The sequence below is a fragment of the Parapedomonas caeni genome (genome assembly GCF_041060555.1).
Classification (GTDB): Bacteria; Pseudomonadota; Alphaproteobacteria; order Sphingomonadales; family Sphingomonadaceae; genus CAUJIW01.
Window position 1 is genome coordinate 45,622 of the sequence record NZ_JBEUDS010000023.1, and the last position, 9,767, is coordinate 55,388.

Below are 9,767 nucleotides of genomic sequence, written 5' to 3' on the forward strand. Positions count from 1 at the left end.
GAGTGGCGTTCAGGACCGGGCCGCTCAGGCGGCCTTGCGGCGGGCGGCCGCGCTGTCCTCGACGATGCCCAGGATGTCGGACTCCTTCATGATCAGCAGCTCCTCGCCGTTGATCTTGACCTCGGTGCCGCCCCACTTGGCGAACAGCACGCGATCGCCGACCGCCACCGCCAGTGGCACCAGCTCGCCACGCTCGTCACGGGCGCCGGGACCGACGGCCACCACTTCGCCCTGCTGGGGCTTTTCCTTGGCGGTGTCGGGAATGATGATGCCGCCAGCGGTCCGCTCATCCTCCTCGACGCGACGAACCACGACACGATCGTGCAAGGGTCTGAATTGCATGGGTTCCTCCACAATACGATGCCCAGAATATGCGCTGGCACTCTCGTTGCCGGAGTGCCAGCGGCGGCCGAGATAGGGAATGCTCGCGGCGGATTCAAGAGGGTGCCGGGCACCGACCATGCAGGATCGCCAGAGCCCCGGCGACACGGCGCTGTCGCCCGACCGCGAACAGAGAAACCGGGGTTCGGCCCCTGATCGCGAGTGCCCGCGGCGCCTAGATTGGGCGCCATGACGCGGCGCGCCGCCGCCCCCTCGGTTCCGGAGACGACCCATGATCGACCTGCGCCCCTTCGACAGCCTCGGCAGCGCCAACCATGGCTGGCTGGATGCCCGGCACCACTTCTCGTTCGCCGACTACCACGACCCCGCCCGGATGCGGTGGGGCGCGCTGCGGGTGTGGAACGACGACACCATCGCGCCCCGCAGCGGCTTCCCGCCGCACCCGCACCGCGACATGGAGATCATCACCTATGTCCGCGAGGGCGCCATCACCCATGAGGACAGCCTGGGCAACCGGGGCCGCACCGCGGCGGGTGATGTGCAGGTGATGTCGGCGGGCACCGGCATCCGCCATGCCGAGTACAACCGGGAGGACGCACCGACCCGGCTGTTCCAGATCTGGATTCTGCCCACCCGCACCGGCGAGCAGCCCTCGTGGGGCACCCGGCCGTTCCCGCGTGGCGCCCGCGCCGGCCGCTTCGTCACCCTGGCCTCCGGCATCGCCGGCGACATCGACGCCCTGCCGATCCGCGCCGACGCGCGGGTGGTGGCGGCGACGCTCAAGGCGGGCGACAGCGCCCGTTATCCGCTCCACGCGGACCGCAGGGCCTATCTGGTGCCGGCCGCCGGTACGGTGCTGATCGGCGCCGTGCGGGTCAACACTGGCGATGGCGCCGCCATCCGCGACGAGGACGGCCTCACCGTCACCGCGATCGAGGACAGCGAGGTGGTGCTGGTCGACGTCGCCTGAACCGGCGCTGGCGGCCTCAGGCCGCCAGCCCGAACAGCTTCATGATGAAATAGGCGATCAGTCGCGCCAGCGCATAGACGACGCCGGCCACGATGACGAGACTGGCCACGCCGGTCAGCGTCGCCAGCAGCAGCAGCAGGCCGTCGCGCTCCAGCAGGCTGAACCCGAACAGCAGGATGGCGATGCTTGGCAGCACATTGCCCAGCGGCACCGGCAGGAACACCACCAGGGCCAGAAGCAGGCAGAACAGACCGACCAGACGGGCGACCGCCGCCTCGGGCAGCAGGTTGAGGCGGGGGCGGGCAAAGCGTTCCAGGCGCTGCATCCATGGCTCGATGACGGACAGCAGGCGGGCAAGATCGGCGCGCGCGATGGACCGCCGGGCGAGCACGGCCGGCAACCATGGTTGCGGGAAGCCCAGCAGCAGTTGCCCGGCGATCAGCAGCAGAGGCGCCCCGAAGATCGCCGAGATGCCGGGAATCGGCGACGGGATGGCGACCGGCAGCGAAAACAGGATCAGCAGGATGCCGAAGCCGCGCTCGCCGACGCCGGCGACAATGTCCCCCAGCGCCACATCGCCTCCTTGATCGCCATCGGCGAACTGACGCAGCAGTTCCGACAGGCGAAGGTGACGGCGCGGCGGACTTCGGTCCTCGGGCGGCGGCGACGACCGGGCATCGTCAGCGACTGTGTCGGCGGGGGGGGCGGTGTCTGGCATGTCGGTCATGCGATCGCCGGAACCGGCGTCCGGGTCAAGCACCACCTTCGGCCGACGATGATGTGACACGCGACAGGCCCGCGACCTCCGGTTCGGCCAGCGCCACCCGCACGCCCCGTTGCAGCGCATCGGCCAGGTGATCCGCCAGCCGGATGGCCAGCGCCACGATGGTGAGGGTCGGGTTGGCCCAGCCGGAGGTGGGGAACACCGAGCTGCCGGCGACGTGCAGGTTGCCAAGGCCGTGCACCCGGCACTGCGCGTCGACGACGCCGGTACGCGGGCTGGCCGACATCCGGGTCGTGCCCATGTGGTGATAGCCGCCGATGGGGTGGGCGCTGATGAGCGGATCGTTCTGCCAGTCCAGCGCCGACCGCAACCACGGCGCCGCCGCCACCGCCCCGCTGCCGGCCTGTCGAAGCGCCTGGTCGAAACGCGCCGCCAGTACATCGACGGTGCGCTTGTCGATGTCGCTGTAGCGCCATTGCAGTTCGGCCTTGCGCATCCCCAGCGCGTCGCGCGCCGGCGCCAGCACCACCCGGCTGTCCGGGTTGGGCGCCTGTTCGGCCCGCATGATCAGTGCCAGCTCGCGGCGGCCTTTCAGCAGCAGCCATGGCCGCAGCGGGTCGATATGCTCATGCAGCCAGACCGCCGCCTGCTTGGTGGTCATCCACAGTTTGCGCCCGGCCTCGGTGGGCGGCAGCCGGTGCTTGAGGTGATTGTAGAGCTGCACCGGCATGAACATCCGCGCCGTCTCCGGCTGACGCGCCCCCAGCGTGAAGGCGGTGTTGAGGATGCCCTCCCGGCGCTGCAACGTGGCGTCGGGACGCAGCAGGGCGGCGTAGCGCACCCCGTCGCGCCGGTAGGAACGCCCGAACAGCGCCAGCAACGCCCATGCCCTGTGACTGTCGACGCGCCCGCCGCGCGCATGCGGATGTTCCATGAAATAGCGACCGACTTGACCATATGCGTTGCCGAGGCCGCCGGTCATCACGTCGTCGGCGGCCAGCAGCAGGCGGGCATTCTCGATACCGCCCGCCGCCAGCACATAATGCGTCGCCCGCACCTGCGCCTGGCGTCCGCCCAGACTGGTGGCCCGCAGGTGCCGGATCCGCTGCCCGCCGGCGTCCGCCTGAAGGTGGGCGATGGTGGCATGCAGCCAGATCTGGCAGCGCGGATGATCGATGAGGTCCCGGATGTTGCGATGGGTGAAGCGACTGAAGCGGGTGTCGAACTTCCAGGCACCGATCGTCAGCCCCGCCTCGTCGAGACAGGCAATCCGCGCGGCGCGTGCCCTGATGTCATCAAGCGCCACCGGCGCCGGCGCGACATCGAAGGTGCGCCAGGCCTCGTCATAGACCGACCGCAGGTCATCCTTGCCGATGGGCCAGCCGCTGTGCGGCACCCAGGAGCGGGTCTGGAAATCCTCGGCGTCGAACTCGGCGAGCCGGCCACCCCAGATCGCGGTCGTGCCCCCCAGCAGCCGCAGCCGCGATTCCTGCAGCGGATAATAGGGCGCGCCGGTGGAGGGGCCATCGCTGAGCGCGTGTACCGCCTCCTCGTGATCAAGGCCGCCGCTTTCCAGCAGCGCGACGGAGAGACCGCGCGCGATCAGACGCCGGGCGATGGTCAGCCCGGCGGCACCGCCGCCGACGATGGCGACATCCGCGGTGATCGCGATGTCCGTGGAGAGCGTGTCAAGATCGGCAAGCATGGAACCGCAGTCTCGTCATTCAGTGGCGGACACCGGCGACCTCGCGCGCCAGCGCCAGCAGCTCGGGGGAGGTCGCCTGGCCGGAAAGCGCGAAGCCCAGCGTGCCGGTGCGCCAGTAGACCACATGTTCGCCGGCCTGCCGGCTGGTGCGCAGCGCGCCCTTGCCCAGCCACTGCACCGGCGCCACGAACAAGGCGACCGGACCGACACCCTCGACCTCGGCCGTCAGGCCGAGGCTGTACCCCTCGTCCCAGGGATAGAGCTGGACATCGCGCAGCCGCCAGTTCGCCGGCAGGGGTGGCAGGGTCAGACCGGCGACGGCCTCGATCTCGCCGATGTCCAGGCGCGGCGTTTCGAGCTGCGAGGCCATGCGCTGGCGCGCCAGCAGCGCGCGCTGGGCATCGAGCGCGTCATCGACAAAGTCGGCCTCCGCCGCGTTGGCGGACCGCGATGGCGGCAACAGCCCCATGGTGGCGGCGGCGAATGCCGACACCAGCGCCAGCACCGCGGCGGCAAGGCCGCCCGCCCGTGTCAGCGCCCGCCACGCCAGCTGCCGGCGCAGCGCCTGCTCCAGCCGCTGGGCGCTGCCGCGCAGCGGCCCGGGTGCCGTCAGCGGTGCCTGCACGCACAGGCGCAGCGCGTCGCGCATCCGCAGCATCGACATCACCGAGGCCGCCGCCTCCGGGTGCCCGGCGAGATAGTCCTCCACCTCCAGCCGGCGCGCCGCATCAAGCTGGTCGTCGACATAGGCATGGAGATCAACGTCCGTCACGGGGGCGGGATTAGTCATGCTCACCTCTGACCAGTTTGAGGACAGGACGCGTCGGCAGCGGATCGGCGCTGTCGAGGGCGCGCAAGGCACCGCGTGCGCGCGCCAGGCGCGACATCAGCGTGCCGACGGGAATATCGAGGGTGGTCGCGGCTTCCTGGTAGCTCAGCCCCTCGATGACCACGAGATGCAGGGCCGCGCGCTGCTCGTCCGGCAGCGCCTCGAAGCCGGCCAGCAGCGCTTGCAGCCGCAGCCGGGTGTCCGCCTCCATCGCCGGCGGCAACAACGCGGCCATGGCGCTCAGCGTGTCGTGCACGCGCGCCTCCACCGACCGCCGGCGTGCGCGGTCGATGAACAGGTTGTGGACAATCGACAGCAGCCAGGACAGCAGCGACCGGCTGCCGTCGAAGCTGCGCCGCTTTTCATAGGCGCGCAGCAGCGCTTCCTGCGCCAGGTCGTCGGCCTCGACACCGCTGCGGGTGAGCACACGGGCGTAGCGCTGCACGGCGGGCAGCAGGCGCTCCACATCGAAGGGATTCTGCTTGCTCATGTGACGTGTACGAATGACGCGACGGTTTATTCCCGACAAAACCACCGCTCGCGCGCCGCCGCCACCCGCGCCGGTGGCGCATCATGGCACAACGCGGCGGGGCGCGGCAGGACTCCGTGCCGATGAGCGCGAGCAGGCTCGATTTATCAATGAAATGAGGCCATTGGCCCAAAGTGGTGCCAGAAGAGGGACCGTGACGTGCGGACAAGGCTTTAAATCACAATGTTTTGTTGCCCTGATTCACTGATTCGATACCGTCAAAAATACCGTTTCGCGCTTCGCCTTGGTCCTCGATGAGGACTCAAATCGCTGTCCGCAGTGTTTCGATGCTCAGCGACCACCCTTATAGCTGTCGGACCGTGCCTTGGCGAGAAGGGCTTTGAGCGCATCGACCGTCACCAAGGTGCACCTGCCGATCTTGATCGTTTCCAGATCGCCCGAGGCGATTAACTCGTAGAGCTTCGACCGGCCTATTCCGGTCATCCGCACGGCATCCGGAATCCGGACGGCGAGCGGCTCTGCGCCGTTGCTCCTGGTTGCCTTGGGGCGACGATCGAACGGGAGAGCGAGCTGTTCGTCGCTGGCAGGCGACTTGGCTTCCCGGCGCTTCATTCTCCTTGCTCCTGCGCAAGCTTGTCGAGCTGCCGCTTATGCGCTTCATGCACTTTCGCCCGGAGGGTCGCATCGGGATGGGCCAGTAGCAGGCCATCGAGAGCGCACATGATGAAGATCAGCCGACGCTTGATGAACTCTGCGTTCTGCCTTGCCTCTTCGCGCAGCTCTTGCCCCTGGAACAGGTCTGTGACGATGGCCCCGATCCACTGGCTGCGGCTCTGCTTAGCGCGGGTGGCTTCATCCTGCACCCACGCGGCGACGTGCTTGGGCAGGTAGGTCTGGATGGAAACATTGCGTGTCATGCTGACTCCATGTTGGTGGAGCCTGGAACACACTGCGAAAGGCAAGTATGTTCTACTTGTGTTCTTTTCCGCAGTCAAGCCCGCTGGAACTGGCGCATTTCCTCGCCTTTCGGCATGATGTGATTTGCGGGAATGCCGGAGACTGATGGCAAGTCAGATTTGACGGAGAAGCTGCCAATTTCTCAGAATCTGATCATAGCATTGATATATTGACGTTTTTATCCGGGTTTCACCTGCGATTTGTCGCGTACGGTGTGCTCTACACTGTACCCAGCTTTGGGATCGGAAACCGGCTTAGTTTCCGGATCTTACTGCGAACCATGTGAGGGTGCAGCGTAGACTTGCAAGCTCCCGGCGCATGAGGGCATGGCATAGGCAATCAAAGCGCGATCTCGGAGCCAATCGGGCAACCTTCCGCTCGGAGCTTCCGCAGCGACTCGATGACCTTCAGGCATTGCTTTTCGGTCGGAATCTTCATCGGTACCGATGCCGCCACCCGCAATATGCCGAGCTCGGTCGGGGAGAGGAGCTTTCGGGATTGTCCCCATGCACTCAGCTGCTCCCACAATTGCCCACCAGCTGAAACCACTACTGACTGAGCTTCAATTCCGTTGAGCAGCTTTTGGTCCTTGATGCCCGCCCGCTTTCCTTCCTTGATTCTGTCCTTCCCGATCAGTTCGCCTAGCCACGCCTCCGGCCAGTCAATCTCCAAGGCCTTGACCCTCGCCCAGCAGGCTTGCTGCTTCGCCCATTCCGTCACGTTGCTGATGCCAGTCGGCGGGGACACAAGCACTTCGTGCACGGCTTCCGCCACCAGTGCGAGCGCCGCTCCCATTTCCTCCGAAATCCCCTGCGCTCGCCAGATGACGTCGAAGTCGACGAATTCCTCGCGTTGCTCGCAGTCATGGCTCATCTTCGCGATGGCATAGGCGACGACATTTGCCCGATAGCCTCCCTGATACCACGACTGCTCGGTGACAATCTCTTCGGTTGCCCGGAAGATCAGCGCCTTCGCGACAGCCTGACGATAGAAATCTTCATTGAATGCGTCAGGCTGCTTCTTCCATTCAATGCCGATTGTCCCGGCGAAATGCGCGAAGTTTTTCTGGGCACCTTTGCTGACAATATCGGGATGACCGCGCCAGACGTTGAGGTACTTGGCAAGGTCGGTTTTCGATATCAGCTGCGATTTGGGATACTCCAGATCGAACTTCTTGCGCTGGGCGGGCGTCAGGAGCCCGCGGGCATCCTGATACTGTCCTCTCGCCCGTTCGTAGTACCATTTTGACTCGCGGAACGTGCCGTCCGGCGATGGCGCGAATATTCTTCGGGAGAATTCTTCGAGCCGCACATGGAAGGGATGGTTTGCAAAGAAATCTGCGGCATTCACGCGGTTCTGACTGTTGGCAAATTCCGAGATCTTCGGAACGATATCTATCGCCTTCTCCGGCGGCACGATCGAGAGCTTCATCTGGACGAAGACCTTCGAAAGATCGGCGTTCCGCCGCTTCGCCGCGTGGATCGATGCCGTAGTCTGGCCACCGTTCACGATCTGGAGATTTCGCAAACCAGTCAGCAGCAGGCCGCCTTCGGACACGCGCGTCGTTATGCCTTCGGCCGTAGCCGTGATGCCGTTGTTGTAGGCAAAGAACATGTCCGGATCGTTGTCGATAGTATTGCGGATCCCCTTGTTCACGCCCCCCCTGGCCTGGAGAAACACGCGCACGTTCTGTTCGAGCAGACGTGAACCCCAGCGGTCGTAGATCGCAGCAAGCTGGGTTCCGGGAACGACTGCCAGATAGGCTTTGTAATCTGCCTCTCCCATGTGGGCCGGCAAAAGCGGGATTGGGCCGCCGTAGTCGGCTTCGAGGTCGATGACGATCTCCTCCCGTCCGAACCCGGCTGCAGCAAAGCGGTGAAGGCGCTCTATGTCCCAAACCGAATAGGACACATGGCGTCCATCCACGTCGCCTGCTTCGCGACCGTCAACCTTGGCGCTAAGCTGTCGATTACTGACAAGGAAAAGGCGGATCTTCGAGGTCGAAGGCCATCGCGCTGCAATCAGGTCTGCAAGGCCGAATGCCGCGCTGCTCTCTTCGAGGCCGTTCCTGAACCTGGAATCCAGCGACTTGGTCAGGAAGTTCTCCAGGCGCTTGAATATTGCATTCATATCCGTCTGGGTCAGCCGCGCTAAATCCGGAGCCTGATTGAAATCCAGAATGATGAGGCTCAGGGTTCCGCCGCTCTGCGCTGGATCACCAGCGTAGCCGTCAACCCGGATTCCCCCCGTCGGCGGACAATAGGATGCCCGGTCAGCCGCGTCGAACTCGCCTGCCTCGGCCAGGTAATCGCAGAATAGCTCGAAGAATGCGTCTTCTGCATACAGGCCGTCGACGTCCGCGGATGACATGACCTCCTGAAAGAAGTCATGGTGAAATTCCTCGAGGCTAATCGTCATTGCCCGCCACCCTTCAATATGTCGCGAACGAAGTCGTCATCGACCCTGAATTGCTCGCACTCCACCAGTGAGAGATCATAGCGGACGCGTTCGACGCCGGAATTGAACATCGCGGGCGTGATGCGGGGAAAATCTTCCACTACGTGCAGGAACCGGTGCGGGCCGGATATCCAGCGGAATGAAGAATAGTCGTCGTCCCGGGAAAAACCTGCGGCCACGAGCTGGCCTTCGAAGCGTTCCAGAACCGCCGGTGCTTCCGCTGCAATCCTGTCCGCGATCCGGCATGCCACATCCGTAAGGGTGAATGCGGAAGCTGCGTCCTCCGGAGCCGCGTCCAGTTCGACGACGTACAGGAACAGGACATCGCAGCCACTGGCATCCAGCTGATGTTCGGACGAGATCGCTACGTAGGGGCGAGCCGCGCCTCGCCTTGCCTTCGCTTCGATCGCTGTCCGGCCGCATTCGAAGTCCTTGGGCGATCCTGTCGGCCCCACCCACGCGCCTGTTGCATCCGCCGGACCGAAAAGAGGAATGAGGTAACGCTCGAGCACCAGAAGCTCGCCGATCAGACCCTTCTGCTCCTCAGCGGACAGACGGCTGTCACTGCCGCCCCGGAGCAGGTGATGCCACCGCCAGGTGCGTGCAAGGAAGGTCTCCCCTGCCTCGTTCTCCGAACGTGCTGCCGAGGCAGCCTGCACAATGTCGAGGCAGAGGCGGTGGAAAATGTCCCGATGCTGGTTGTCGGTCAGTTTGAGCGAGACCATCACGCTGCCGCCGGTCTCGGGCTCCGAAAGCGCGACTTCTATGCCCTTTAGCTTCGGCAGCTTTCCTTTCGGTGCGGAAGCAGCACTGCACTGCAGGATGAGCAGGCATTTCCTGTCGACGCTGCGTGCCCAGAAAAAGTTCCACGGATGCTTCCCGTCGACACGTTTCGCATTGATGATTTCGGCCGATGCGGGCGGTTCGAGGCCGGTCCAGGGATCGTCAGCGATCATCGTCGCCTCCCATTTCCTCCTCCTCGAGGTCCTCGCTGAAGTTCTCCCGGACCCAGGTCGTGTTCACGACATAGGTAACCTTCTTTTCTTCCAGCGCCGTAGCGGGGAAGCTGATGCTCCATGCGACAACCGGTTCTGCCTGCCGCAGATCATCGTCCTCTTTGCCGATGGCGAGCATGTGGACAATAAGAAGGGGCCGTTCGCGCTTCGGTTAGCGTCCGCGCTCGTGGTGTAATTTCCGGTGTAGGCGATGGTGTATTCCGGGGTGGGGCATGCCCCACCCCGGAATGCGGCGTCGCTGGTGGCCACCGGGTTCATCGTTATGGTGGAGTTTGCA

The 9,767-nt window shown here is 64.9% G+C and carries 11 protein-coding genes; 1 reads left to right on the forward strand and 10 read right to left on the reverse strand.

All coding sequences use genetic code 11. The features are described from left to right. Window positions 1-24: 24 nt before the first annotated feature. Window positions 25-342, reverse strand: coding sequence for a co-chaperone GroES (groES, locus tag ABU113_RS13850; RefSeq protein WP_454560089.1), 318 nt, complete (start codon window positions 340-342; stop codon window positions 25-27). 271 nt (window positions 343-613) lie between these two features. On the opposite strand from groES, the gene ABU113_RS13855 reads away from it, so the two are divergent. Next, window positions 614-1,312 carry a pirin family protein gene (locus tag ABU113_RS13855; RefSeq protein ID WP_454560090.1) on the forward strand — a complete coding sequence of 233 codons (699 nt, stop codon included), beginning with the start codon at window positions 614-616 and terminating at the stop codon, window positions 1,310-1,312. 16 nt (window positions 1,313-1,328) lie between these two features. Here ABU113_RS13855 and ABU113_RS13860 read toward each other — a convergent pair whose 3' ends face one another. The 9 genes from ABU113_RS13860 to ABU113_RS13900 form a co-directional block, all read right to left on the reverse strand. After that, a complete protein-coding gene (locus ABU113_RS13860) occupies window positions 1,329-2,039 on the reverse strand; it encodes an exopolysaccharide biosynthesis protein (protein ID WP_454560091.1) in 711 nt (236 codons plus the stop codon). A 25-nt stretch (window positions 2,040-2,064) separates the two neighbouring features. Then, a complete protein-coding gene (locus ABU113_RS13865; RefSeq protein ID WP_454560092.1) occupies window positions 2,065-3,741 on the reverse strand; it encodes an FAD-dependent oxidoreductase in 1,677 nt (558 codons plus the stop codon). Window positions 3,742-3,760: 19 nt separating this feature from the next. Continuing rightward, entirely contained in the window at window positions 3,761-4,513 is a 753-nt protein-coding gene (locus ABU113_RS13870; protein WP_454560093.1) for an anti-sigma factor family protein, read from the reverse strand. A gap of 10 nt (window positions 4,514-4,523) precedes the next feature. Then, a complete protein-coding gene (locus ABU113_RS13875) occupies window positions 4,524-5,060 on the reverse strand; it encodes a sigma-70 family RNA polymerase sigma factor (RefSeq protein WP_454560094.1) in 537 nt (178 codons plus the stop codon). A gap of 330 nt (window positions 5,061-5,390) precedes the next feature. Further along, window positions 5,391-5,672 (reverse strand): helix-turn-helix domain-containing protein, encoded by a 282-nt coding sequence (locus ABU113_RS13880; protein ID WP_454560095.1) that lies wholly within the window; start codon window positions 5,670-5,672, stop codon window positions 5,391-5,393. Further along, window positions 5,669-5,977: a hypothetical protein gene (locus ABU113_RS13885; protein ID WP_147160965.1), complete on the reverse strand. Its 309-nt coding sequence runs from the start codon at window positions 5,975-5,977 to the stop codon at window positions 5,669-5,671. Before ABU113_RS13885 ends, ABU113_RS13880 begins: the two co-directional genes overlap by 4 nt. Window positions 5,978-6,356: 379 nt before the next feature. Beyond that, the gene (locus tag ABU113_RS13890) at window positions 6,357-8,435 is read right to left on the reverse strand and encodes an AIPR family protein (protein ID WP_454560096.1); all 2,079 of its coding nucleotides are present in this window, start codon (window positions 8,433-8,435) and stop codon (window positions 6,357-6,359) included. Further along, window positions 8,432-9,430: a PD-(D/E)XK motif protein gene (locus ABU113_RS13895; protein WP_454560097.1), complete on the reverse strand. Its 999-nt coding sequence runs from the start codon at window positions 9,428-9,430 to the stop codon at window positions 8,432-8,434. The genes ABU113_RS13890 and ABU113_RS13895 overlap by 4 nt, the downstream gene beginning before the upstream one ends. Beyond that, on the reverse strand, window positions 9,420-9,608 hold the full coding sequence (locus ABU113_RS13900) for a hypothetical protein (protein ID WP_454560098.1): 189 nt from the start codon (window positions 9,606-9,608) through the stop codon (window positions 9,420-9,422). Before ABU113_RS13900 ends, ABU113_RS13895 begins: the two co-directional genes overlap by 11 nt. Window positions 9,609-9,767: the final 159 nt, after the last annotated feature.